This is a genomic window from Turicimonas sp. TL08 (genome assembly GCF_054660695.1).
On record NZ_BAAGDP010000007.1, the window covers coordinates 47,327 to 70,929 of the forward strand.

At 45.3% G+C, this 23,603-nt stretch carries 21 protein-coding genes; 17 read left to right on the plus strand and 4 right to left on the minus strand.

The genetic code is table 11. From position 1 onward, the window contains the following. Positions 1-100: 100 nt before the first annotated feature. The 6 genes from ACYQ4O_RS05020 to nrfD (ACYQ4O_RS05045) all read left to right on the plus strand — a co-directional run bounded on the left by ACYQ4O_RS05020 (position 101) and on the right by nrfD (ACYQ4O_RS05045) (position 8,432). Positions 101-2,674 (plus strand): molybdopterin-containing oxidoreductase family protein, encoded by a 2,574-nt coding sequence (locus tag ACYQ4O_RS05020; RefSeq protein ID WP_460174938.1) that lies wholly within the window; start codon positions 101-103, stop codon positions 2,672-2,674. Between the two features lie 3 nt (positions 2,675-2,677). Further along, positions 2,678-3,256: a 4Fe-4S dicluster domain-containing protein gene (locus ACYQ4O_RS05025; protein WP_460174939.1), complete on the plus strand. Its 579-nt coding sequence runs from the start codon at positions 2,678-2,680 to the stop codon at positions 3,254-3,256. Then, positions 3,253-4,140 carry an NrfD/PsrC family molybdoenzyme membrane anchor subunit gene (nrfD, locus tag ACYQ4O_RS05030; protein ID WP_460174940.1) on the plus strand — a complete coding sequence of 296 codons (888 nt, stop codon included), beginning with the start codon at positions 3,253-3,255 and terminating at the stop codon, positions 4,138-4,140. The genes ACYQ4O_RS05025 and nrfD (ACYQ4O_RS05030) overlap by 4 nt, the downstream gene beginning before the upstream one ends. A 253-nt stretch (positions 4,141-4,393) precedes the next feature. Further along, positions 4,394-6,967, plus strand: coding sequence for a molybdopterin-containing oxidoreductase family protein (locus ACYQ4O_RS05035; protein WP_460174941.1), 2,574 nt, complete (start codon positions 4,394-4,396; stop codon positions 6,965-6,967). A 2-nt stretch (positions 6,968-6,969) separates the two neighbouring features. Further along, positions 6,970-7,548, plus strand: a complete 579-nt coding sequence (locus ACYQ4O_RS05040) for a 4Fe-4S dicluster domain-containing protein (protein ID WP_308513063.1) — start codon at positions 6,970-6,972, stop codon at positions 7,546-7,548. Further along, a complete protein-coding gene (nrfD, locus tag ACYQ4O_RS05045; protein WP_460174942.1) occupies positions 7,545-8,432 on the plus strand; it encodes an NrfD/PsrC family molybdoenzyme membrane anchor subunit in 888 nt (295 codons plus the stop codon). Before ACYQ4O_RS05040 ends, nrfD (ACYQ4O_RS05045) begins: the two co-directional genes overlap by 4 nt. 62 nt (positions 8,433-8,494) lie before the next feature. Here nrfD (ACYQ4O_RS05045) and nadD read toward each other — a convergent pair whose 3' ends face one another. Genes nadD through ACYQ4O_RS05065 form a run of 4 tightly spaced genes read right to left on the minus strand, consistent with a single transcriptional unit; the run spans position 8,495 to position 11,900 of the window. After that, complete coding sequence (nadD, locus tag ACYQ4O_RS05050; RefSeq protein WP_460174943.1) at positions 8,495-9,145, minus strand: nicotinate (nicotinamide) nucleotide adenylyltransferase; 651 nt, start codon at positions 9,143-9,145, stop codon at positions 8,495-8,497. 5 nt (positions 9,146-9,150) lie between these two features. Continuing rightward, positions 9,151-9,870: a hypothetical protein gene (locus ACYQ4O_RS05055; protein ID WP_460174944.1), complete on the minus strand. Its 720-nt coding sequence runs from the start codon at positions 9,868-9,870 to the stop codon at positions 9,151-9,153. Then, positions 9,871-11,148 (minus strand): phosphoribosylamine--glycine ligase, encoded by a 1,278-nt coding sequence (gene purD / locus ACYQ4O_RS05060; protein ID WP_460174945.1) that lies wholly within the window; start codon positions 11,146-11,148, stop codon positions 9,871-9,873. A gap of 29 nt (positions 11,149-11,177) precedes the next feature. After that, positions 11,178-11,900, minus strand: a complete 723-nt coding sequence (locus tag ACYQ4O_RS05065) for a YebC/PmpR family DNA-binding transcriptional regulator (protein WP_308513058.1) — start codon at positions 11,898-11,900, stop codon at positions 11,178-11,180. A gap of 283 nt (positions 11,901-12,183) precedes the next feature. Here ACYQ4O_RS05065 and ACYQ4O_RS05070 point away from each other — a divergent pair, with 283 nt between their 5' ends. The 11 genes from ACYQ4O_RS05070 (at position 12,184) to ACYQ4O_RS05120 (ending at position 23,509) form a co-directional block, all read left to right on the plus strand. Then, positions 12,184-13,458, plus strand: a complete 1,275-nt coding sequence (locus ACYQ4O_RS05070; RefSeq protein ID WP_460174946.1) for a nickel-dependent lactate racemase family protein — start codon at positions 12,184-12,186, stop codon at positions 13,456-13,458. A 537-nt stretch (positions 13,459-13,995) separates the two neighbouring features. Then, on the plus strand, positions 13,996-16,053 hold the full coding sequence (locus ACYQ4O_RS05075; protein ID WP_460174947.1) for a cytochrome c3 family protein: 2,058 nt from the start codon (positions 13,996-13,998) through the stop codon (positions 16,051-16,053). A 62-nt stretch (positions 16,054-16,115) separates the two neighbouring features. Continuing rightward, positions 16,116-16,541 (plus strand): rhodanese-like domain-containing protein, encoded by a 426-nt coding sequence (locus ACYQ4O_RS05080; protein ID WP_460174948.1) that lies wholly within the window; start codon positions 16,116-16,118, stop codon positions 16,539-16,541. A gap of 53 nt (positions 16,542-16,594) precedes the next feature. After that, a complete protein-coding gene (locus tag ACYQ4O_RS05085) occupies positions 16,595-17,389 on the plus strand; it encodes an FKBP-type peptidyl-prolyl cis-trans isomerase (protein ID WP_460174949.1) in 795 nt (264 codons plus the stop codon). 153 nt (positions 17,390-17,542) lie between these two features. After that, on the plus strand, positions 17,543-18,301 hold the full coding sequence (locus tag ACYQ4O_RS05090; protein ID WP_308513053.1) for a 4Fe-4S dicluster domain-containing protein: 759 nt from the start codon (positions 17,543-17,545) through the stop codon (positions 18,299-18,301). Between the two features lie 2 nt (positions 18,302-18,303). Continuing rightward, positions 18,304-19,242, plus strand: a complete 939-nt coding sequence (gene nrfD / locus ACYQ4O_RS05095) for an NrfD/PsrC family molybdoenzyme membrane anchor subunit (protein ID WP_460174950.1) — start codon at positions 18,304-18,306, stop codon at positions 19,240-19,242. A 101-nt stretch (positions 19,243-19,343) separates the two neighbouring features. After that, positions 19,344-19,844: a nitrous oxide reductase accessory protein NosL gene (locus ACYQ4O_RS05100; RefSeq protein ID WP_308513051.1), complete on the plus strand. Its 501-nt coding sequence runs from the start codon at positions 19,344-19,346 to the stop codon at positions 19,842-19,844. Next, positions 19,844-21,136 (plus strand): nitrous oxide reductase family maturation protein NosD, encoded by a 1,293-nt coding sequence (nosD, locus tag ACYQ4O_RS05105; RefSeq protein ID WP_460174951.1) that lies wholly within the window; start codon positions 19,844-19,846, stop codon positions 21,134-21,136. The genes ACYQ4O_RS05100 and nosD overlap by 1 nt, the downstream gene beginning before the upstream one ends. Positions 21,137-21,225: 89 nt before the next feature. After that, positions 21,226-22,098: an ABC transporter ATP-binding protein gene (locus ACYQ4O_RS05110; protein ID WP_460174952.1), complete on the plus strand. Its 873-nt coding sequence runs from the start codon at positions 21,226-21,228 to the stop codon at positions 22,096-22,098. Positions 22,099-22,100: 2 nt separating this feature from the next. After that, a complete protein-coding gene (locus tag ACYQ4O_RS05115) occupies positions 22,101-22,904 on the plus strand; it encodes an ABC transporter permease (protein WP_460174953.1) in 804 nt (267 codons plus the stop codon). An 11-nt stretch (positions 22,905-22,915) separates the two neighbouring features. After that, the gene (locus tag ACYQ4O_RS05120; protein WP_460174954.1) at positions 22,916-23,509 is read left to right on the plus strand and encodes a TlpA family protein disulfide reductase; all 594 of its coding nucleotides are present in this window, start codon (positions 22,916-22,918) and stop codon (positions 23,507-23,509) included. The last annotated feature ends 94 nt before the right edge of the window (positions 23,510-23,603 follow it).

The following is a 23,603-nucleotide window of genomic DNA, read 5'->3' on the forward strand; positions in this document are numbered from 1 at the left end:
TTTAGGTTGAACATCCAATTTATCCGCTATGGTTAAAGGAGTAAAATTAGGGAAACTACTCACTTGTAGCAATACCCCAAACGATAGTAGGACTAATATTATGTGCAACAAAATTGTCGACCTCTCTGTCTCCAGGAGGACGTTGATTAAAGGCGGCGCAGCGGCCGCTGCAGTGGCAGCAGCACCTGCGATCCACAATTGGGCTTTTGCCGAACAGATCCAAAAACTCGAAAAAGAAGGTTGGACTAAACATCCGGTAGCCTGCACTATGTGCGGTGCATATTGCGGAATCTTGGCGATGCGCAAAGAAGGCGAGCCCGTTTCCGAAAAAACAGTAAGAATTTTCCCGAACCCCGGACATCCTCAGCGCGGTTACTGCGGCCGCTCTGCAGCAGCTATGTGGGTTTGGAATCATCCATTGCGTTTAAGAAAACCTTTGAAACGCGTTGGTGAAAAAGGAGAAGGTCAGTTTAAAGAAGTGACCTGGGAAGAAGCTTTAAACGACATCGCAGCTCGACTCAAAGACATCGTTCAAAAAAATGGTGAAAGCAGTGTTGTTTCTACTTCTCACAGCTTCCAAGGGTTCAGTAAGTGGCTTACTTTCCCGCTTGGATCCCCAAATAACATCGGCCATCAATCTTCCTGCAATGCAGCCGGTATTTCAGGCCGTCACTTAGTATTCGGTAAAGGATATGACGGCGCAGGCAAGTTGGAGCCGGATTATGCAAATCTGCGCTACATCCTCTTGATTGGCCGTTCAATGGGTGCCGCTATGGGCGCTCTTCACACCTTGAACGAAGCTCGTGCAAGAGGAGCCAAGGTTGTTACTATTGATCCGAGAATGCCGGATATGGCTTACGGTGATGCAGAATGGGTGCCGATCCGCCCGGCCACCGATACGGCTTTTGTCTCCGGTCTGATCAATGAAATGCTTGCTCAAGGTACTGCCGATCTTTCCTTCATTGAAAAGCACACTAACGGCGCTTATCTCATTAAGGAAAACGGTGCCCCGTTGACCCAAGCAGATCTTCTTCCTAACGGAAGCAAATCTCTTTATGTTGTGACGGATGGCAAAGGTAATTTAGCATTCCGCGGAGTTAAGAAAGACGACAAAGGAATGGCTGTTGGATTTGATGAAGATCCTTCTTTCAGAGCGGACCTTAACGCCAACACCACAGTCAAGTTAGCCGACGGTTCCGAGTGTCCTGTTAAAACAGCATTTGTTCTTATTAAAGAAGAACTTGCAAAGTTCACTCCGGAAAAAACAGAAGAAATCACTGGTATTCCTGCCGCTAAGATTCGTCTTATCGCAAAAGAATTCGCTAACTTCAAGGGCGTTATTGACGACGGTTGGTACAGCGCTAAAAACGGTACGGACGTTCAGCTTTATCAATTAATCTGCATCGCCAATGCTTTTAACGGCAACATTGATGTCAAGGGCGGCTTGGTAGTTACAGCCGGCGCCGCATTGAAGATCCCAAGCGTTGCCGCAGGTAAAGGTCCTAACGGCGAAACTTGGAAGATGGCACCGGAAAAGAGAATCGACAAGATTATCTACCCTGATGCAGAAGGAACTTTCAAAGTGGCCCTTGAGGCTGCTGTGACAGGAAAACCGTATCCTATCAAGGCTGCCTTCTTTGTCGGCACAACAATGTTCCAAAGAGAAGCTAACAGCCAGGAGCTTGCAGACAACCTCAAAAAACTTGAACTTTGCGTAGTTCAGGACGTTCTTCCTCAAGAAATTGTGGATTATGCCGATTATGTTCTTCCGGCAACTTATTTCTTGGAAAGAAAGGAAATGAGCACCGTTAAATGGGCTCTGAACGGTTCCATTTATCTGTCTGATCCGCAGATCGAACCTCCTAAGGGATGCGAAGCTCGTCACGATGTCTGGATTCTTCTTGAAATCCTCCGCAGAGCCTTCCCGGAAAGAGCCGAGCGTGTAGGTTATAAAGAATGTAAGACAGCCGAAGAGTTCAACAAGTATTTTGATGCCTTTACACAGCGTGGTTTCGATCAATTCCTTGATAACTGCGACAAGGCAAAACCGGGTTGGAAAGCACAAATCCAAGAGGATATCGCCACAAAAGGTTGGTCTACGATTACGAAGAAGGTTTATGGAATTTATCCGTACAAGAAGCCATTCGGAACACCGTCCGGCAAACTTGAGATCTATTCCTTTAAGCTTTTCTCTGATCCGGGATTCTTGAAATCTTTTACTCCGTTCCCTGTCTACAAACCATCTCCGGCATATACAGCACCGAAACCTAACTCTAATGAGTTTGTTTTGGTCTCAGGTAAAAACTGCAACAGCTGCTCCGGCTTGAATATGTTCACTGAACCTACACGTTATTTAGGCGATAGAACGGTTTGGATGAACATCGACGACGCAGCAAGGCTTGGCATTAAGAACCAAGAAATTGTTGAAATTGAAGGTTTGGATACAAAGGTCAAGGCAACCGCACCTGTAACAGTGACTCGCAAGGTCATTCCCGGTTCTGTGTTTGCCTATGGGTTCTCCGGCGGTATCCGTACCAAGAACCTGATTAACCCGGAATATCAATTCGTTAAAGAAGGTATTAACACTCACTGGTACGCAACAGGTTATGCCGAACCAATGTTCGGCAACGTAGCCAACAACAGTTCCGTTCGAATTAATAAAGTGAGAGGCTAAAAAATGGCGACAAAAACAAAACAACTAGCACACCTGTTTGATGCCACTCAATGCATCAGCTGCGGTGCATGCATTGTGGCCTGTTCTCAGACCAACTTCCCCGAGATGGCTCACAGAAGCATTCCGGGAAGAAATTTACTTGCTTCAAACATCAAGATCTACCGTTCTGAAGAGAACCGTCCGGTCAACATTTTGGTTCAGTGCCAACAATGTGAAAACGCTCCATGCGTAAGCACATGCCCGTTTGGAGCTAACTATTACGATGAAAACGGCTTGGTTAGAAACGACCCGAGCAAGTGCGTCGGTTGCAACTATTGTATTGCCAGCTGCCCGTACGATTGCAGATGGTCTCACCCGGATACCGGTCTGCCTGTCAAATGCATCAGCGAAGGTTGTTTGAAGCTGATTAAAAACGGACAACAGCCGGCATGTGTCCAGGCTTGTCCTGCAGAAGCAAGACTTTTCGGCGACACAATGGATCCGAAAAGCGCTATTTCTCAAAAAATTGCTTCTAGCCGTACAGAAATGCTTATGCCTAATAAAGGTACGAAGCCTAACTTTTACGTAGTGGTGTCCAAATGACTGAATTAGTTTCTCTTACACCTCAGCTTCAAACAGCAAATTGGGGCTGGACAATTGCCATGTTCCTTTGGCTGGTCGGCTTATCCGGCATGGGATTTTTCTTGAATTTCTGGATTCGTCAGAAGAACTTCGTCTACGTTCTTACGGTTTCCGGAATCTTGGGTACCTTGTTGGTGTCCAGCCATCTGGCACGTATGCTGAACCTGCCGATTGCGATCTTCAGTGCTCTTTCAGCAGGCTCGTTCAATACACAATCCTGGATGCTCATCGGTATTGTTTTGCTGTCAGTGTTGTGCATCGGCTCCGTTTTCTACTCATTGATCTGCGCCGGCATTCTCTTTAAAGGAGAAATGTGGCAGAAGATGGCTAAGTCAAGCTGGTTTAACTTTATTTTTGCAGCCCTTGGTGTCTTGTGCACAATTTATTCCGGATTCTTGCTGACTCAGGCCGTCGGTATTTCTTTCTGGAATACAGCCTTGATTCCATTGCTTTGGATTATGTCCGGCTTAGCAAGCGCTATCGGTTGTATTGAACTTTTGGTGGCTTTCCATCTTATCGATACTAACAGTGTCGGTTGGAGCCGAAGAACCGCCCTGTGGGTTGAAATTGCAGAACTCTTCACAATTTTTGCCTTCCTCCACGTTGCCTTAGGTTCAGTTTTGACCGGTGCACGCGTCGGTGCGGAAAGTCTTATCAGCGGACCTCAGTCAACTATGTTCTGGTTCGGCGTGATTGTCTGCGGTTGTGTAACTCCTTTGCTTTTGAACCTGGTGACCAAAAATCACAAGGTCTTAGCCTGCGGTGCCGTCCTAGGCATTATGGGTGCTCTCTTCCTTAGAGCTTCCGTACTCTTCGCCGGTTACTACGATCCAATCGTTTTCTAATTCCTTTCTCAGACGATAGACGCGGCCGCCTTCGGGCGGCCGTTGTCTTTGTGGAAAAGCAACAGGCGTGAATTGAAGTTTAGAAATAATGCGTAATTTGTCCAAAAGTAATTAATGTAAAAATTTATTAGGGATTTCCTTATAAGATAAGTGTTGTAAGCAAATTATCCAATTTATTTCAAATAGTAAAGGGCCTACTATTTTCGGACTACCTAGCAGGTAGTAATACCCCATTCCAAGTAGGACTTTAACTATGAGTAATCAAATTATCGACCTCTCTGTCTCCAGGAGGACGTTGATGAAAGGCGGCGCGGTTGCCGCTTCTATGGCAGCAGCCCCTGCAATTAATAATTGGGCTTTTGCCAAAAAAATTGAAAAACTTGAAAAAGAAGGTTGGACTAAACATCCTGTCGCTTGCACAATGTGCGGCGCCTACTGCGGTCTGCTCGCTATGCGTAAAGATGGCGAACCGCTCTCCGAACATACCGTTCGAATCTTTCCGAACCCAGGACACCCCCAACAAGGTTATTGCGGCCGTTCAGCTGCTGCAATGTGGGTGTGGAACCATCCTCTTCGTTTACGTAAACCATTAAAACGTGTAGGAGAAAAGGGTGCGGGCCAATTTAAAGAAGTTACCTGGGATGAAGCTTTAAATGATATTGCTGCCAGACTTAAAGACATCGTTGAGAAAAACGGAGAAAGCAGCGTTGTCTCTACATCCCACAGCTTCTCCGGCTACAGCAAGTGGCTGACTTTCCCTCTCGGTTCTCCGAATAACATCGGGCATCAATCTTCTTGTAATGCCGCAGGCATCGCGGGCCGTAATTTGGTTTTCGGTAAAGGTTTTGACGGCGCAGGAAAGATGGAACCGGATTATGCCAATTTGCGTTACTTAATCCTGATTGGACGCTCCATGGGAGCTTCGATGGGCGCTCTTCATACTTTAAATCAAGCCAGAGAAAACGGCGCCAAAGTAGTCGCAATTGATCCTCGAATGCCCGACATTGCTTACGGAGATGCCGACTGGGTCGCTATTCGTCCGGGAACAGACGGTGCTTTCGTAGCCTCATTGATTAACGAGATGATCACACAAGGCACTGCGGATCTTTCTTTCATTGAAAAACATACCAACGGTGCTTATCTAATTAAAGAAGACGGACAGCCTTTAACTCAGAGTGAAGTTCGTCCTAACGGCAGTAAATCCATGTACGTTGTAATGGATTCCAAAGGTAATATCTCGTTCCGCGGGCTCAAGAAAAATGAAAAAGGAATTGTTGTTGGATTCGATGAAGATCCTGCTTTTAGAGCCGATCTCAACGCCAACTCAACCGTTAACTTAGCTGACGGGACCAGCATTCCGGTGAAGACAGCCTTTGTTCTTGTGAAAGAGAAAATGGCCGAGTACACACCTGAAAAAACTTCTGTAATCACTGGAATTCCTGCTGAAACAATCCGCCGAATCGCTAAAGAATTTGCCAATTTCAAAGGCGTTATTGATGATGGTTGGTACAGTTCCAAAAACGGTACCGATGTACAGCTTTATCAATTAATCAGCATCGCTAATACCATCAGCGGAAACATTGATGCTAAAGGTGGTTTGGTTGTGACTGCAGGCGCAGGCTTGAAGGTTCCAAGCGTGTCAGCCGGTAAAGGCCCGAACGGCGAAACATGGAAAATGGCGCCGGAAAAACGTATCGACAAGATTGTTTATCCTGATGCTGCTGGAACTTTTAAAGTCGCCCTTGAAGCTGCTGTAACCGGCAAACCGTATCCGGTCAAAGCTGCATTCTTCGTTGGTACAACGATGTTCCACCGTGAAGCAAACTCTCAGGAGCTGGCCGATCATCTGAAGAAACTGGAACTGTGTGTCGTACAAGATGTTCTTCCGCAAGAAATCGTGGACTATGCTGACTATGTTCTTCCGGCTACTTACTTCCTGGAAAGAAAAGACATAGCAGGTGTTAAATGGGCATTAAACGGATCCATTTATTTGTCAGACCCGCAGCTCACACCGCCTAAAGATTGTGACGCACGCCATGACGTGTGGATCCTTCTTGAAGTTCTTCGCAGAGCTTTTCCGGAAAGAGCTGAAAGAGTCGGCTATAAAGAATGCAAGACTGCTGAAGAGTTTAATCAGTATTTCGATGCATTTGCACAACGTGGATACGACAAACTTGTTGCCGACTGTGAGAAAGCTGTTCCGGGGTGGGGCAAACAAATTCGCGAAGACATGGCTACTAAAGGATGGTCTACTATCAAGCCCAAGGTCTATGATGTCTATCCATATAAAAAGCCTTTCGGAACGCCTTCCGGAAAAGCTGAAATCTACTCTTTTAAGAGCGTTTCAAATCCGGCTTGCTCAAAAGCTATCGCTCCTATTACCGGATATATTCAGTCACCGGCTTACACGGCACCGAAATCTAACAGCAACGAGTTTGTTTTGGTCTCCGGTAAGAATTGTCAAACCTGTTCCGGCTTGAATATGTTTACGGAGCCCACACGTTACTTAGGCGACCGAACTGTCTGGATGAATCCTGAAGATGCCGCAAGGTTGGGCATCAAGAACCATGAAATTGTAGAGATTGAAGGTATTGATACCAAGGCGAAAGGTCGTGCCGCTATTACAGTGACTAAAAAGGTCATTCCAGGTTCAGTCTTCGCATTCGGATTCTCCGGTGGCGTGAGGACAAAGAACTTGCTCGATCCCAACTATCAATTTGTCAAAGAAGGGATCAACTCCCACTGGTTCTCCACGGGATACGCTCAGCCCTTCTTCGGCAACGTGGCTAATAACAGCTCTGTTCGAATCAATAAAGTGAGAGGCTAGAAATGGCTGTAAAAACAAAACAACTAGCACATCTGTTTGATGCAACCCAATGCATCAGCTGCGGAGCATGCATCTTGGCCTGCTCCCAGACTAATTTCCCGGAAATGATGAATAGAAATATTCCGGGAACAAACCTGCCGGCTTCCAATATCAAGATTTATCGCTCCGAGACGAACCGTCCCGTCAATCTCCTGGTTCAGTGCCAGCAGTGTGAAAATGCTCCGTGCGTAAAAACATGTCCGTTCGGTGCCAATTATTACGATGAAAACGGTTTGGTTCGCAACGATCCGAGCAAGTGCGTCGGCTGCAATTACTGCATTGCCAGCTGTCCATATGATGCCAGATGGTCTCATCCTGACAGCGGGCTGCCGGTCAAATGCATTAGCGAAGGCTGCATGAAGTTAATTCAAGACGGTCAGCAACCGGCCTGTGTTCAAGCCTGTCCGGCTGAGGCCAGATTGTTTGGAGATGTTCTTGATCCAAAGAGCGAAATTTCTCAAAAAATTGCTTCCTGTCGTACAGAATTGCTTATGCCTAACAAAGGCACGAAGCCTAACTTTTACGTAGTGGTGTCAAAATGATTGAATTAACCTCACTTACACCTCAGCTTCAGGCCGCCCATTGGGGTTGGACAATTGCCATATTCCTGTGGCTTGTGGGTTTAGCAGGCATGGGATTTTTCTTAAATTACTGGATTCGTCAAAAAAACTTTGTTTATGTTTTGACTGTCTCAGGCATTGTAGGGACTCTCTTGGTTGTCAGCCATTTGGGTCGAATGCTGAATTTGCCGATCGCCGTATTTAGCTCCGTAATGGATCTGGCGCTCAACCTTCAGTCATGGATGCTAATCGGGATTTGCTTATTGTCAATCTTGTGTATCGCCTCTGTCTTCTATTCTTTGATTTGCGCCGGTATTTTATTTAAAGGAGAGAAGTGGCAGGCAATGGCACACTCTGATTGGTTCAACGGTATCTTTGCATTGCTCGGTGTGTGCTGCACGATTTATTCCGGCTTCTTGCTGACTCAAGCAGTAGGCATTTCTCTTTGGAATACAGCCTTGATTCCGTTGCTATGGATCATGTCCGGTATGGCAAGTTCTATCGGCTGTATCGAATTGCTCATGATCTTCAAACTGATCAATCCTGACACTGTTCGTTGGAGCCGCAGAACTGCCTTCTGGGTTGAAATCGCAGAATTATTCACAATTTTTGCATTCGTCCATGTTGCTTTGGGTTCCGCTTTGACGGGCGCAAGAGCAGGGGCTGAAAGTCTTATCAGCGGACCGCAGTCAACGATGTTCTGGTTTGGCGTGATTATTTTTGGTTCAGTGATTCCTCTTTTGCTGAATCTGCTGACCAGAAGCCACAAGATTTTAGCTTGCAGTGCTGTCCTGGGCATTATCGGGGCACTCTTGCTGAGAGCATCTATTCTCTTTGCCGGTTATTACGATCCAATCATTTTCTAAGACTTCTCCTTAGAGCACAGGGCCGCTTTCGGGCGGCCTTTCAAATATTTGCAGCGAAAAAATTAAATCTTATGAGAGCCTTCTCTAGGAAGATAAAGTTCGTGCTCCAGAATGTAGTTCTGGATGTTTGGATCAAGGCCGACGATACGGGAGCTTCGAGAAGGTTCTTGAAAAAGAGCTTGACGAATCGCAGAAGAAGAGACATCCAGTTCCGGAAGATTCAGAAGAAAAATTTCTCCGAACGCCGAGCATTCTTGAGAATCTTGGGCGGGGATAACTTTGTACTTCCCTTCATAGGGATCTGAAAAAGCTATTCCGTTTCTTTTGAAGACTGCTAAGTTTGTTAATTCCGGGAACCTTTGCCACTGAATCCAGGTAGTCAAGTTGCGCCACTGGTCGGCCCCCATTACAAAAAATAATTTACAGGTCGGTCCGTATTGCTTTCTGAAAGAGAAAATCGTATCAATGGAATAAGATTGCCCTGCACGCTCCAGCTCTCGTGTATCAATTCTTAGATGAGCACTATAAGGAGCGCAGGCAATTTTCAGCATCTCCAGACGATCTTCGTCGGATGCTCTGGCCGTTTTTTGCCAGGGGCGAGTAGGGACTAAATAGAGTTCGTCAAGATTAAGCTGTGACTTTGCTCCTAAAGCCATTTGAATATGAGCTGTGTGAACAGGGTCAAAACTTCCGCCGAAGATGCCGATTCTCATGAGAACTATTGAGCCTTAAGGGGAATGCTGACAGAGATGATCTGGTCGACGGTATCATTGTCGAGCTTGATGCCGAATAAACCTGCCACATTGTATCCGGGGCGATCTGAGGGCAGAAGACTGAACCAGTATTTCCATTGGGTCTCTTCGTTTTCTGCTGAAATTTCCGGAAGTATCAGGCTCTTTAATTGCTTGGAAGTTTCGTTGATGAATATGCCGTAGATTGATACTTCCCGGTAGGCCTCAGGAAGAAGCGGGCACATTTGCGCAGGATCATTAAGCTTCTGAAGTCTTACCTCAGAAATTTCACCTCTGCTGCCGACTGTCAGCCAAATATTCTGAAAGAATGGTTCTTGCGGCTCTTCTTCTTTCTCTTCCGACTTCTTCTTAGCTTTCACTTTTTGCTTAATCTCAGGAACCGGAGCGGAATAGCAAAGGAAAGGGGTCTTGTCCTGGGTAAAGTGAAGTTCTCCTCCCAAAACATGAATTGCGATGGAAAGAGGTGTTTGGCCGAGGATTACGTCAAAAACTCCTAGCTGGAGATAGCTGCCGATATTTTCCTGTTGATCAAAAGTCGGAGAGGCAAGATCGGCAGGATAGGAAAAAGGAGCGGGCGTTTTATCGTTGTTCGGAGGTACTACTTTCGGAACAACAGTTTGTGCAGCTGCGCTTGCAGAGAATACAGCTGCACAAAAAATAGAAAAAATTCGTTTTTTAAAGTTCATTTAAAGAGCGCGGTGGCCGATGTCTTTTCGGAATTGACATCCGTCAAAGTGGATCTTTTCAGCTGTACGATAAGCTTTGTCATGTGCTTCTTTTAAAGTGCTGCCTAAGCCGACGCAGCAAAGCACGCGTCCGCCTGAAGTAACGATTTCTTTCTTATCGTTCAATTTAGTACCCGCATGGAATGTCTTAGTGGAATCATCTTCCGCAGGAATTCCTGTGATGACATCACCTTTACGCGGAGAAGCGGGGTAGCCTTCTGCAGCCAAGACTACGCCGAGAGCTGAACGAGGATCCCACTCAACTTTAACTTCGTCAAGCTTACCGTCTATACCTGCTTGAACGAGCTCTGCAAAATCGCTCTTGAGACGGGACATGATAGGCTGAGTCTCAGGGTCGCCGAAACGGCAGTTGAATTCCAAAGTTTTTACGGTTGGTTTACCTTCTTTGTCTTTGTCAATCATCAGGCCGGCATACAAGAATCCTGTATAGCGGATGCCGTCTTTTGCCATTCCTCTAACAGTTGGAAGAATAATTTCTTCCATTGTCTTGTCATGGATTTCTTGAGTGACGACGGGAGCAGGAGAGTAAGCACCCATACCGCCGGTATTCGGGCCCTTGTCATCATCGAGAAGTCTCTTGTGGTCTTGGCTGGAAGCCATCGGAACGACATGCTCACCGTCAACCATTACGATGAAGCTTGCTTCTTCGCCGGTTAAAAATTCCTCAATGACGATTCTTGCGCCGGCGTCCCCCAGCTTGTTTTCGCCAAGCATGAAGTCAATAGCATCATGGGCTTCTTGTTCAGTTAAAGCAACAATGACGCCTTTGCCTGCGGCAAGACCGTCTGCCTTAATAACAATAGGGGCACCCTTTTCATTGACGTACTGATGGGCTTTGTCGATATCGGAGAAAGTTTGATATTCAGCCGTTGGGATGTTGTGTCTCTTCATAAAGGCTTTAGCAAAGTCTTTAGAAGATTCCAATTGAGCAGCTGCTTGAGTCGGTCCGAAGATCCTTAAGCCTTTAGTTCTGAAGAGGTCTACCACGCCTTTGGCCAGGGGAGCTTCCGGTCCTACAACGGTAAATGCAATTCCATTATCAGCAGCAAAAGCGGCAAGCTCGTTCAAATCTTGAATCGGTAGATTTTCGAGTTTGGGCTCTAGGGCAGTTCCCGCATTGCCGGGAGCAACATAAACTTTAGAGACGTTTTTAGATTGGGCAAGTCTCCATGCCAAGGCATGTTCTCTGCCGCCGCTTCCAATAACAAGAATATTCATTTTGACCCTGAGAAAGTAATTTTTAGAAATTATTCAATAACAGCTGTTGTGAAAACTTGCTGAACATCGTCGAGATCTTCGAGAGCATCCAGAAGTTTCTGCATTTTTTCGCCTTGTTCGCCGGATAGAACTGTCTCTGTGTCGCTCTTCCATGTAACTTCAGCAACTTCAGGTTTCCAGCCTTTAGCTTCAAAAGCAGCATTGACTTCTTCGAAGGCCTGCGGAGAGCAGATGACTTCGATGGCGCCTTCTTCATCAGTGATGACGTCGTCAGCACCGGCTTCCAAGGCGACTTCCATGACTTCGTCTTCGCTCAGGCCGGGAGCAAACAAAAAGTAGCCGCAGTGCTTGAACATAAAGGAGACGCTTCCGTCAGTACCGAGATTTCCGCCGTTCTTTGAAAGGACATGTCTGACATCGGCAACAGTACGAGTTTTGTTGTCTGTCGTGCAGTCAATAATAAGAGCTGCGCCGCCGACACCGTAGCCTTCATAACGAATTTCTTCGTAGCTTACGCCTTCTAATTTGCCGGTTCCCTTAAGAATAGCGTTGTTAACGGTGTCTTTCGGAACGTTGGCACCTCTGGCTTTAAGAAGAGCGAGTCTAAGGCGAGGATTGCTGTCTGCATCTCCTCCGCCAAGACGAGCGGCAACAATAATTTCACGAATCAACTTTGTCCAAATATTGGAACGCTTTGCGTCTTGACGGCCTTTTCTATGTTGAATATTGGCCCATTTGGAATGTCCGGACATTCTTAGAATCCTTCTTAAAATTTAGATAAACGATTATTTTAGTGTTTTTTACTTTGAAAAATGTCCGCCGTGAAGAAAGTCTTTGAAAACAACGAGGCATCTTTTCGAGAGGTAGAACTTAGGAAGGCTTTTCTAGTCGAAAGGATTTCTTTTGTTCCGATGAAGAGAGTCTAAGACTATTCTATTAGGTATTAACCCTGTTAATTAATGTAAAAATTGTGATTTTATGCCATGCTTCACAAGATTTTACAAAACGTTTCAGACAGCGTGCAGGAGAAATGAAATGAAGACGTTTGAGTTTGCCTACGGACAAGGCAAAAAATCTTTTGCTTTGGAAGAAGAAAGAATCATTAAAGAGGTTAGGACTGAACCTTTCGAGCCTATCAAAGATCTGAAAGCAGCGATTCATGATGTGCTTTATAACCCGATCGGTCTTCCTCCTATCGATCAAATCGTTAAGCCCGGTCAAAAGGTTGCTTTTATCTGCAACGATTTGACCCGAGTTGCAAATTCATTTGAATTCATGCCGATTCTTCTTGATGAAATGAACAAGCTTGGCGTAAAAGACGAGGATATGCATATTCTCTTCTCCCTCGGCACACACCGCGCAATGACTCATGAAGAAATGGTTAAAGCCGTGGGCGAAAACGTAGCTTCCAGAGTAAAGATGTACAACAGCATCTCTACTCAGACGGAAGACTTCAGATATTTTGGAACTTCTTCCCGCGGTACTCCTGTCTGGATTAATAAGCATATTTGCGACGCAGACCACGTCATTTTGACAGGAAGCATCGTTCATCACTATTTCAGCGGTTACGGCGGGGGTAGAAAAGCTATCCTCCCAGGCTGTGCTGCTATGGAAACCGTTCGAGTTAACCACAGCTTCATGCTCCAGCCGGAAGCGGCAATCGGCCGTATGGACGGCAATCCCTGCTATGAGGATCAGGTAGAAGGCGTAAAGCTTTTTGCAAAAGGACGTTCTCTCTTCTTATTTAATGCCGTCCTCAATGCTCATCATCAGATCTTGAAAGTCTTTGCCGGCGATGTCTTCAAAGCTCACAGAGAGGCTTGCAAGTTTGTTGATAAGGTCTACGGCTGCGAAATTCCTGAATTGGCCGATATCGTTGTTGCTTCCTGCGGCGGTTATCCGAAAGACATTAACGTCTATCAAATGCAGAAGACAATGGACAATGCCGTTTGTGCGGTTAAACAAGACGGTGCCGTTATTCTGTTTGCCGAGTGTGTGGAAGGAAGCGGCTCTGCGGTGTTAGAAGAAACTTGCAAGCGTTTAGGGTCTCCGGATGCTATCAAGGCAGAATTAGAGAAGAACTTCCAAATCGGCGCTAACAAAGCTTTTGCTGTTACTCGCCTTATGAAAAAAGCTAAGTTCTATCTCGTATCCAGTCTTGATCGAAAGATGGCTAGAGAAATGTTGTTTGAAGGAGCCTTTGATACTTTTGAAGAAGCTCTGGCCGCTGCTGAAGCAAAGATCGGCAGAAACGGAAAAGTTATTCTCATGCCGGAGGGAAGTTTGACTGTACCTCGTCTTAAGGAGTGATTGCCTACCAACTTCTCAGTAGAATAACAGTACTATTTTTAGGTAGAGACGGACATCATAATCCGTCTCTTTTTGTTTACTTATTTTTCTTTTCCTTACATTATTTCTAAGTGTTATAGAGGTAACCGATCTAAGACAATCATCTAATAGACTTTGTTTCAATTTTTCCGATGATTCTTAATACTTGTGGTCGAGAAATCTTCTCTTCGAATTTCAAAATATTCTATTTTTTCTTCAAAACCCCAGAGTTATCGGGGGTTTTATTTACTTAAAGCTATAAAAATTAATAACTGATAGTTTTTATCAAGTTTGTAAAAATTTAAGAAAATCTTTCTTAATAATCTTTAATTAAGGATGAATTTAAGGGATAACACGTACAACATTAGTCTTATTCTTCATCCGTTTTCCTTAACTTAAACTGAACTTGGTATTTCGATTCCCCACCAGTATCGAGTATCAACCCTATACCTACAGAGGCTGATTTATTTGTGAAAGATAGACGTTCGCTGATCATCGCGCCTCACAAGGAGAAATTAAATGTTAAAAGAGACACGATTGACAAAAATTGGGCTTGGCATTGCAGCGACAATGACAGCATTTTGTGTCTATGCCGCTAACGGCCAGCCGCTTCCGGCTCCGAAAGTTGACGCATTGACTCAGAAGGTCTGGGATAATCCTGACGTGACCGAGCAATCAAAAGGCATCCGGACATTGCAAGACTACATTGTCCAAGAAAAGGAAATGTGGGATTACATATTCGAGAATCACCCGATCTTTGCAACATATGGCAAAGACGGACGTGTTATCGGTACTCCGGTCATTTCTTCCCGTGGTTCTGAGTATTTGGGAGAAGGTAATGCTCAGAAATATTCCGCTCACCAGCCGGGCAATCGCCCAATGGCATCTCAGTATCGCTTAGGTCAACGTTCAATTCTTGACTTCCCGAATAAATTCGTAGGTCCTGAAAAGTGCGGCGAATGCCACGCTATTCAGTACGAACAATGGAAACGTTCCCGTCATGCTAAGACCGTTAGATTCCCGGGAGAACATCCTGAAGTGGATAACGATCTGAAGAAGAAGCTGTACGGAACGGAAGCTTCTATTCTTCCTGACGGTATTACAGCAGACGTTATCTACGCTACCATCGGAACACCGCGTACAAAATACGGTTTTATCGACGGATGGCTCGTTCGTGGTTCCTATCACGTTCGTGACGGTCTTCTGAAAGACGGTACAGGCAGTATCGTAGCCGGCGGCAACCAGATGTCCCGCGGCTGGGCTGAATGGCTTACACCTGCCAAGGCAAAAGAGATTCAGAAACTTATTCCTGACTTCCCGACAGAACTCAACCAGTTCGGTCCGTCAGCTTCTCACCAGTGGGGTATGACTTCCTACGGCTCTACCTACGAAGGAAAACTTCTTGTTCAGGCTGCTTCTTCTTACTGTGAAGTCTGCCACGCATTCAAGTTTGACTTTAAGGATAAGAGAGAATTCTTTGCCGCTTTGGGTAATCCGAAAGAGCTCCAGAAGCACACAATTTCTCGCGGTATCGCTTGTGAAGAGTGCCACGGTGAAGGCGGCCACTTGATTGGCAACACCAACAACATGAGCACTAACTGCGACCGCTGCCATCAGCGCTTGAACTTCATCGAAGATGAGGTCGATCGTCCGGATGCTAAGGGTAAATTGGAAAAAGCTTTCAATGCTAAGACAAAATCTTCCTGCCCGTCCTGCGGTACAGAAGGCGCACAGCTCTTCATGTCAAAGCACTATGAAAAAGGTATGCGCTGCGTAACTTGCCACGATCCTCATGAAGTGACAAGCAACGACTGGACATCCGGTACTACACGCCCGGCTATCCGTCAGACTTGCCAAGACTGCCATAAGGTTCAGGCTGAAATGGCCTCCAAGGCTGACACACACAGCAAGGTTGATTGCATTGCATGTCATATGCCGTTCACAATGAGCTGCGAAAACTTCACAGCTATTCAGCGTCCGGATATGGCTGGTTTCGATGCCGTTCGCCGTTCTCACCTCTTCAAGATCATGGTCGACCCAGAGAAGAAGATGATGAATCCGGGTCCGGGACAAACCCGTGATGCAAGCTCTAAGGGCTGGCGTATTGCTCGTGACGAAGAAGGTCACGGTTACGTTGACTTAATGTGGAGCTGCGCAAGAACTTCTATCGCCGATTTCACAGTTACAGAAGGAAAAGGCTGCCATAGCCCATTCCAGTCCGAACTGGATCAAGGTCTCATTTACCAAGACCAGAAGGAAATCTACGGTGAAGTTATGAAGTGGCAGAACCCAATTAAGGAAAGCCATCAGAAGAACGTTGATGCCATGACACGTATTAACAAGTTGCTTGAAGTCACTAAGCTGACTCCGGAACAAAGAACGGAAGCTATGCTTCTTATTGACAAGGCCGGAGAAATCATTAAGCAAGTTGAAGAAGACGGTTCTTGGGGTGTCCATGCCTTCAACTACACAAAACAACGTGTAGAAACAGCTGAGGCATATCTCACCAAAGCTCAGTCAATCATTGACAAGGGCGGTTACAAGGCCATTAAAGCTGAAAATACAGTGACAAAGTAATTTAAAACCCAGTGTCACATTTACTTCGGACCCTCGGGTCCGAAGTGAAAACGGGACAAAAAATGATAAACAAGTTAGTCAAAATAGTCGCAGTTTCTTTTCTTTGCCTTTATTCGCAAATCAATTTTGCGGGCGGAGGCGGAGAGCCGGTGGAGGCGCCGGTCTACGATGAACTTCTGAATCAGATCTCGATGCGTGAAGCAGAGATGCTTTGGGAGTCCGGAGTTCCTTTCTTTGATGTAAATACGCTCGAGATTTGGACCCAGGGATATATTCCCGGTGCTAAGTTTTTCAACGTACGAAACTGGAAGGATCTTCTCCCGAAAGACAAAGATAAAACCATCGTGTTTTATTGCGTCAACAGACTTTGCACTGCAAGTGAAATGGCAGCAAGAGAAGTGATGAAGCTGGGCTATACCGACGTCCGCCAGATGCCTGACGGAATCGAAGGTTGGAAGCTTTCAGGCCGTAAGATTGAAAGACCGTAACTTGATAAACCCCATTTCTAATCCCCCACCAAAAATCATTTGAAAGAAACACTATGTCAATTTTCACCAAATCTATTTTGTCTGCTGTTTTAGCCGTCGCATTTGTCGGAACAGCCGTTTCACAAGAGCTTTCCCAGGATGCAAAAGAGTCCTATAGCCTTGGTGCTTCATTAGGTAACTACCTTTCTTCCCAGGCTTATAAACAGTCTGAATTGGGTGTTCCTGTCAACATGGACCAGGTAATGGAAGGTCTGACAGATGCGCTGAAAAACAAGTCTAAGCTTACTGAAGAAGAGATCATCACAGCTTTAAATGCTAGAGCTGAAAAGTTGAATAAGCTTCATGAAGCTAGAGTCAAGCAGGCAAAAGAGAAAAACAAAGCTGAAAGCGAAGCTTATTTAAACAAAAATAAGGCTCGCAAAGGCGTAAAACAGCTTGAATCAGGTCTGCAGTACGAAGAATTAAAGGCCGGTACAGGAGCTGCTCCGAAGGAAGAAGACATAGTGACGATGGACTATGTCGGCAAGCTCGTAGATGGAACTCCTTTCACTAATCCGGAAGGAAAGACCGTTGAGGAAAAAGATGTTGTTATGACTCTTATCCCGGGCTTTAAAGAAGGTCTGTATCAAATGAAGGAAGGCGGCAAAGCGATTTTTGTTATTCCGGCCAGCCTGGCTTATGGCGAAGAAGGAGCAGGTCCAGTTCCTCCGGAATCCGCTTTGGTTTTTGAAGTGACATTGAAAAAGGTCGAAAAACCCGGAGCTAATAAATCTGCCGACGGGCAATTGCCGGGCGGACATCCTAAAGTAGAAGGAAACCGTCCGAAGATGGCATGGCCGCACGGCTAATGAAATAACTAATTCTAATGAAGGGGCCTTCCCGACATTAAGTTTTAGAAGCTCTGAAGCAATTTCTTTGCGTAAGCAGCCGATAAGAGTTTCAGAGCACTTAGCTCAAAAGAATTATTGACAGACCAATCTCGTCCGTTATGGAGAATCACCGTGAGTAAAAACATCGATAGAAGAACATTTCTAGCCGGTACAACCGCGGGTTCCTTAGTTTTGTTAACCCTGGGAGGCTGTAAACCCGGAGACGACAAAAAGGCAGCCAACACTGCAGTTCAAACTGCGGTAGCAGCAGAGTCAGGCAGTGCCCAGCCTCATCCAGTTTATGGAATGGTCTTTGACCAGAATAAATGTATTGGATGCGGCGAGTGTAAGGATGCATGTAACGAAGCCAACAATCTTCCTCCCGGAATTTCAAGGCTTTTGTTGGAGCGTCAGACCACCCATATTCCGGGGACAACTTGTCCGATTTGCGGAGGTCCCGGAGACTGCGACTGTGAACGCGTTTATGTTCGAGTTTCCTGCCAGCAGTGCCAGGATGCACCTTGCGTAAGAGTATGTCCTACCGGTGCAGCGCACCGCGATCCGAAGACAAATATCGTGACTATGGATCCGGATCGTTGCGTAGGCTGCAAATACTGCATTGCGGCATGCCCGTACAATGTCCGTTTCATCAATTCTCAAACTAAAGTTGCCGATAACTGCAACTTCTGTTTGGATACCAGGTTGAGTAAAGGGCTGGAGCCTGCATGTGTTAACGCATGCCGTCATGGCGCCTTATATTTTGGCGATCTAAATGACCCTCAAAGTATTATCAGCAGGTTGCTGCGTGTCAAGGATACGGTACGAATTCGTGCCCATTTGGGAACGAATCCGAACCTGAGATATGTCCCTGTCACTAAACAAGGAGTCTGATTATGCTGGATTTCACTATTGGTCTATCCGAGGGCGTAGCCTGGCCGTGGCCGATTGCCGTATATCTGTTTTTAGCAGGTATTTCCGGAGGTGCCGTAGCCATCGCTATTTGCTTAAATCTCTTCCGAGGAACACATCTAAATACTCCGATTATGAAAGCAGCTAGCTTGATCGGCTTTATTACGATCGTTCTCGGGATGATCTGTCTTGTCCTTGACTTAACTAATCCGCTCTTTTTCTGGCGTATTCTTGTTTACTACAATCCAACCTCAGTGATGAGTATCGGCGTGATGGCACTTCTTTTCTACATCCCGTTGGTATTCGTATTGATGTGCGTTTCTCTGCAAACAGAAATTACGTCATTTAGTTGGCTCAAATGGCTTGATCCCATTATTAGTTTCTGTGCCAAATTTAGAGTTATCTTAGATTGGCTCGTTCTAATTTTGGCAATTGCAATTTGTGCCTACACCGGATTCTTGATTTCTGCTCTTATCAGATTCCCTCTGATCAACACTGCTGTTCTTCCTGCTTTGTTCGTTGCTTCCGGCTTTTCTGCCGGTTGTGCAGCTACCAAGGTTCTTGCAGCTTGGTTGTTCGGTGCAGATCGTCATGGAAAAGATCTTCATGTCCTTCACGCTGCTGAATGGCCGATTATGGCGGTCGAAGCAATGTGCTTGTTGATGATTATGGTTGCTCTGGTCAGCGGCAATGCTGCTGCCCAAGCTGCTTCCGTAGCCTTTACAACAGGTATTTGGGCACAGGTATTCTGGATTGGGGCCGTGGGCGTTGGTTTCTTCGTTCCATTGGTTCTGAGTTTCTTCGGAAGCAAAGCATTCAGAGACAGTGCTGGCGCTTTCTATACATCAGGCATTGCAGCTATCTGCGGCATGATGTGCTTGCGCCTCTTCATCATCTACGCCGGCCAGATCAACGGCATGTAATTAAAACAACTCTGTGCTCGGAACACTTTCTCAGCACAGAGTTCCTCTTTTGGAGACCCCTCTGCACCGTGTAACAGGTGAAAAGGGTTCAGAAATAGCTTATGAAAAAAATTTTTAGTCTTTTAGCCGTCGCTGCTTGTGTCTTAGTTATCGGAGGCTGTTCTTCCGAAAAAGAAACCAAAACTTTTTCTCCTGCGGCTTTTACAAAACATGACCGTTGTCTTATTTGTGGCATGGTTATTCTCAACTATCCCGGAGCGAAGGCTCAGGTTTATGTAAAGGGCGAAAAAGAGCCGCTTAAGTTCTGCTCGGTAAAAGACGGTTTCGTTTATTCCTTGCAGCCGGAAAATGCCAAAAAAGTAGAGGCCTTCTTCGTGAGTGATTTCGGAAATACCAAAGATGTTCCTTTACACGAAAAAATGCTCTTAGCTGAAAAAGCCGTCTATAACGCCGGCTCAGACGTCCGAGGAGCAATGGGTAAATCTATCCTGCCTTTCGCAAACAAAGAAGCAGTTGAAAAATTTACCAAAGAGCATGGCGGCAAAATCGTTAATTATTCTGAAGTTAACCTAGAACTTCTGAAGTCATTAAAAGGTCATTAATGACGTTAAGAGTTTTCGCTCTTATCCTTGCGCTTCTTGCATCAGCTGCGGGAAGCGCAGAATTGCAGGCGGATTCTGCAGCAAGCTTGGAAAAAGCTCTGAAATCGTCTGTGCCGGGGGACACTATCACTCTTGCTTCAGGCATTTATGAAGGCAATTTCTCGATCACCAAAAGCATTGTCTTAAAAGGAACCGAGAAAGCCGTGATTGATGGCGGCGACATAGGTTCTTGTCTTGTAGTTGAGGCTGATAACGTCACCCTTGAAAATCTTTCTCTACAGAATTGCGGAAAAGATTTATATGAACGACAGAGCGGCGTTCTTATAAAAGAAGGCTTCAGCGGCATCGATATTAAAAACTTGAAAATCAATACCGCTGGATTTGGAATTCGAGCTGATAAAGCTTCAGATATCAAAATCTCCGGATGTGAGGTTCGTGGATACAAACGCCGTCATGTTTTAGATCGCGGAGACGGTGTTTATTTCAATTATGTTAAAAACGCTAAGCTCGTAAACAATCGCGTGCTCTATACAAGGGACGGCTTTTATTTCGAAAATACCGACAATACCTTATCGGAAGATAATTATTTTGCAGCTCTGCAGTACGGGATTCACTATATGTACACCCGAGGTGACTCGGCTTTTAACAACGAAGCAGAGGCGTGTATCGGCGGATATGCCGTTATGAGTTCTGAAAGAGTTCGAGTAGCTGACAATACCAGCAAGCGTACTGTTGAGTTCGGAATTCTTCTTAACGAAAGTGATAAATCGACGGTCGAAAATAATCATGTGACTAAAGTCAAAAATCCGCGTGGGAAGGCTTCATTGGATACCGAAGGAAAAGGCCTCTTTATCTATGGAGGAGGAACAAATACCGTTGATGGCAATACCTTCGAGGAATGCGAGATTGGGGTTGGGGTGGCCATGGGCGGAGAAGGAACGATTCTTTCTCGCAACCGCTTTATCCATAACCGTCAGCAGGTTCGCTACGTTGGCTCCGGTTCAGTTGAATGGAGTATTAACGGAGTAGGAAATTTTTGGAGCAATTATCAAGGCTGGGATTTAAATCAAGATGGAATTGGAGACCAAGCTTATCAGCCGAACGATTCTCTCGACAGGCTATTTTGGATGTATCCGCAAGCTCGGTTCCTGATGGACAGTCCTTTGGCTTCTCTTCTTCGTTATTTGAATGCTCAGTTTCAATTAGATAAGGGAAAAGGGATCGTGGATTCAAACCCACTAATTCAAGATCCGTTAAAACCAAAAAAGGATTGGACGGTAAGTTCCAATTAAATGGAACAAGCTGAGCCGGATGCCTCGATGAGAAAAATTCAGCTAAAACGTGGTTTAGAGCTTATTAAAACAGAAGTAGCGAAAAGAAGATGACAGCAATTGAATGCCAAGATATTTCATTAAAGCGCGGGAAGGTATGTATCTTCAAAGACATCTCTCTTTCAATCAAGAGGGGGCAATTCGTGGCACTAATCGGGCACAATGGAGCCGGTAAATCTTCTTTAATAAAAATCTTATTAGGCCTCATTGCACCTTCCTCCGGGACGGTGTCGGTTCTTGGAACTAAACCAGGATCGGCAGCTAAAAAAATTGGATATTTACCTGAGAATGTCAGTTTCTATGACAACTTGACTGTTCAAGAAAACTTAAATTACTTCGCAGACCTCAAACAAGTTCCGAGAGCACGTGTCCATGAACTTATTGAGACACTCCGACTTACCAGAGTATCTAATCAGAAAGTTTCTCTGTGCTCCAAGGGCCAGCGTCAGCGTCTCGGCTTAGCCCAGGCCCTATTGACTAAACCCGAATTGTTATTTTTAGATGAACCGACCGTCGGTCTTGACCCGCTAGCCTCTGACTTAATGTACAGCGAGTTGGTTAAGTTAAAGAATAGCGGCAGTACAGTAGTAGTGTGTACTCACGAACTTTTGTTGGTAGAAGATTTCATCGATCGTGCCGTTATTTTATGCAATGGTGTGAAAGTAGCAGACGGTACTGTCAGAAGCTTGAGCGAACAATTTGATGTCCCCTATGAGATGGTCTCTTCAAAGGCAGTTGATGCAGCTCGTACGGACCCAAAACTTTCTTCCTTTCTGAGAGAAAACCGCTTGTTTTGTCCAGCCAATAAGCTGGAGAAAGTTCAAGAGTATTTAGAGATGAAATACGATATTAAGAGTGTAGGCGTGGTAGCCCCTTCGCTTCTAGACATATATAAAAAAGCCATAGGAAAGGGGAGATTTTAGTTGTGAAAGGAGCTTCTACTTGGGTTATCGCCTGTAAAGAATTTAAAGATACAGTACGCAGTTTCTGGCTTCTGGCGGGATCCTGTCTTTTTGTTCTGACATCGTTATCCGTCATATATGGAGTGGCTGCTTTAGGAGGGGATTTTAGCTTCAGACCTCTTCCTTCTGTAATGAATTCCTTGCTGATGCTGGACGTATTTCTTATTCCCCTTATCGCCGTTTTGATGGCTTACGACGCTTTTGTAGGAGAAAAGGAGCAAGGAACTCTGCTTTTGCTTTTGACTTATCCGATTAGCCGGACTGCATTACTCGTTGGAAAACTCTTAGGACAAGGGTTTGCATTCGGTTTATGCCTCCTTATCGGCTCTTCTGTGTTACCAATTCTGTCAGCAGTCCATTTGCTGCCTTATGACTTGACAGAAGTGGGTAAACTGGCTTTTGTCTTGGTTATTTCCGGATGGCTATTAGGGCTGGTTTTTATTTTAATTTCATACGCAATTAGTCTTTGTGCCTCGACTAAAGCCCAGGCCTTGGCTGCATTACTGCTAATTTGGCTGATTTCAGTTCTTCTCTATGATTTGGGACTTCTGATTTTCACAATTGCCTTTGAAGGAAAAATCACCAATGAATTGATGAACATTTGTTTGATGATTAACCCTTCAACCCTGTTTAGATTGTTAAATCATGACCTAATTGAAGCTCAAGTTCTTAGTCAGAATGTTCTGCTGATGGGAATGTATTTGTGTATTTGGTTTGTTGTTTTCTTCTTGATTGATCGTTGGTTATTGGTAAGAAGAACGTACTAAAGGTTTTGAAAATGAAATTTTTACTTAAATCACTTTGCTTTGCTGCTGCCTTAACTTTCTCGTTATCTACCAACGCTCAGGCGATCTTTTCCCCCGGACTCTACAGCACCGGCGAACCTCTGAAAAAACCAAGAGTGATGAAACCATTTGTAGAGTTTTCCAAGGCACGTAAGATGCCGGACCTTAAAATCAAGAACCTCAAAGGAGAGCCCATTAATCTTGAATCTTTGAAAGGAAAGTTGGTTATCTTAAATGTATGGGCTACATGGTGTACTCCTTGTATTCGCGAAATTCCGCAACTGGCCGAGCTGCAGAAGAAGTTGGCCGGTACGAATATTGAACTCGTGGGTGTATCTATCGATGCTAATCCGGCGGAAGTCGAAGGGTTTCTGAAGAAACAAAAACAGACGGACTTTAAAACTTGGTTTGATCCGACAACTTCCGTAGAGGCTGTAATGCCGATGGAAGTTGTGCCAACTAATTTTCTTCTTGATGCAAAGGGAAATTTGATCGGTTATCTTCCGGGCTTTCTTCCGTGGGATGATCCTACCATCCTTCCTTTTCTTACAGAGTTGGAAAAGAAGTATGCAACGGTCACCAAATAAAAGATTTACAACTTTTTTGCAATGCTGAGCGTAGAGCTCGGAACCTGAATGAGAGAGAGTTCTGACGGGACTGTCCGATAGTCAGGCTTCTCAG

What these genes read in the sequence shown, in the direction of transcription:
- ACYQ4O_RS05020 (WP_460174938.1), top strand. Translation starts at nt 101, where the DNA reads ATGTGCAACAAAATTGTCGACCTCTCTGTCTCCAGGAGGACGTTGATT.
- ACYQ4O_RS05025 (WP_460174939.1), top strand. Translation starts at nt 2,678, where the DNA reads ATGGCGACAAAAACAAAACAACTAGCACACCTGTTTGATGCCACTCAA.
- nrfD (WP_460174940.1), top strand. Translation starts at nt 3,253, where the DNA reads ATGACTGAATTAGTTTCTCTTACACCTCAGCTTCAAACAGCAAATTGG.
- ACYQ4O_RS05035 (WP_460174941.1), top strand. Translation starts at nt 4,394, where the DNA reads ATGAGTAATCAAATTATCGACCTCTCTGTCTCCAGGAGGACGTTGATG.
- ACYQ4O_RS05040 (WP_308513063.1), top strand. Translation starts at nt 6,970, where the DNA reads ATGGCTGTAAAAACAAAACAACTAGCACATCTGTTTGATGCAACCCAA.
- nrfD (WP_460174942.1), top strand. Translation starts at nt 7,545, where the DNA reads ATGATTGAATTAACCTCACTTACACCTCAGCTTCAGGCCGCCCATTGG.
- nadD (WP_460174943.1), bottom strand. Translation starts at nt 9,145, where the DNA reads ATGAGAATCGGCATCTTCGGCGGAAGTTTTGACCCTGTTCACACAGCT.
- ACYQ4O_RS05055 (WP_460174944.1), bottom strand. Translation starts at nt 9,870, where the DNA reads ATGAACTTTAAAAAACGAATTTTTTCTATTTTTTGTGCAGCTGTATTC.
- purD (WP_460174945.1), bottom strand. Translation starts at nt 11,148, where the DNA reads ATGAATATTCTTGTTATTGGAAGCGGCGGCAGAGAACATGCCTTGGCA.
- ACYQ4O_RS05065 (WP_308513058.1), bottom strand. Translation starts at nt 11,900, where the DNA reads ATGTCCGGACATTCCAAATGGGCCAATATTCAACATAGAAAAGGCCGT.
- ACYQ4O_RS05070 (WP_460174946.1), top strand. Translation starts at nt 12,184, where the DNA reads ATGAAGACGTTTGAGTTTGCCTACGGACAAGGCAAAAAATCTTTTGCT.
- ACYQ4O_RS05075 (WP_460174947.1), top strand. Translation starts at nt 13,996, where the DNA reads ATGTTAAAAGAGACACGATTGACAAAAATTGGGCTTGGCATTGCAGCG.
- ACYQ4O_RS05080 (WP_460174948.1), top strand. Translation starts at nt 16,116, where the DNA reads ATGATAAACAAGTTAGTCAAAATAGTCGCAGTTTCTTTTCTTTGCCTT.
- ACYQ4O_RS05085 (WP_460174949.1), top strand. Translation starts at nt 16,595, where the DNA reads ATGTCAATTTTCACCAAATCTATTTTGTCTGCTGTTTTAGCCGTCGCA.
- nrfD (WP_460174950.1), top strand. Translation starts at nt 18,304, where the DNA reads ATGCTGGATTTCACTATTGGTCTATCCGAGGGCGTAGCCTGGCCGTGG.
- ACYQ4O_RS05100 (WP_308513051.1), top strand. Translation starts at nt 19,344, where the DNA reads ATGAAAAAAATTTTTAGTCTTTTAGCCGTCGCTGCTTGTGTCTTAGTT.
- nosD (WP_460174951.1), top strand. Translation starts at nt 19,844, where the DNA reads ATGACGTTAAGAGTTTTCGCTCTTATCCTTGCGCTTCTTGCATCAGCT.
- ACYQ4O_RS05110 (WP_460174952.1), top strand. Translation starts at nt 21,226, where the DNA reads ATGACAGCAATTGAATGCCAAGATATTTCATTAAAGCGCGGGAAGGTA.
- ACYQ4O_RS05120 (WP_460174954.1), top strand. Translation starts at nt 22,916, where the DNA reads ATGAAATTTTTACTTAAATCACTTTGCTTTGCTGCTGCCTTAACTTTC.